Origin of the sequence: Mycobacterium sp. E342 (genome assembly GCF_001667665.1) — a bacterium.
GTDB lineage: Bacteria > Actinomycetota > Actinomycetes > Mycobacteriales > Mycobacteriaceae > Mycobacterium.
Map to the genome: position 1 here is coordinate 1 of NZ_LZJM01000052.1, position 508 is coordinate 508.

A 508-nucleotide genomic window follows, 5' to 3' on the forward strand; every position below is an offset into this window, starting at 1 on the left:
AGATTGTCGGTGCGAAACTCAACTGGGCGTCCAAACCTCCGCCCGGCGCGACCTCCCCGCCCGTGGCCGCCTTCGCCGACGAGGGTGACCCCGAGTGCGAACCGCTGATCGCGCCAGACACGTACTCGGTGGGGGTGGCTTACACCGCGTGGCGGAGCAATCTCTACAAAGAGGACAAGGACACGTACGAGCATGCGGTCCGTCAAGCCGTTGCGACGGTCGTCGATTCCAAAGCAGCGACTCAGTTGCTCGACAATGGGCTCGCGAAGCCCGTAAATTCCTGCGACAACGCCGTTTTGCACCGCAAAGACGACATATCGAGATGGAGATTCCAAAAGACCGACGCCGCCGGCAAGGATCTGACGTGGACCGCGACGGAACTGCAGGACGGGAAGCCCACCGGTTGGATCTGCCCCAACGTGGCGCGCGCGAAGAACAATGTGATCATCACTGCGCAGGTGTGCCAATACGGCAATGGCGCTCCGGCCACCGCGACAATTCTGGACAA

The 508-nt window shown here is 61.8% G+C and carries 1 protein-coding gene; it reads left to right on the forward strand.

The genetic code is table 11. From position 1 onward, the window contains the following. Positions 1–62: 62 nt before the first annotated feature. The coding region (locus tag A5692_RS02670) for a sensor domain-containing protein (protein ID WP_197514327.1) at positions 63–508 on the forward strand (446 nt) is incomplete at its 3' end.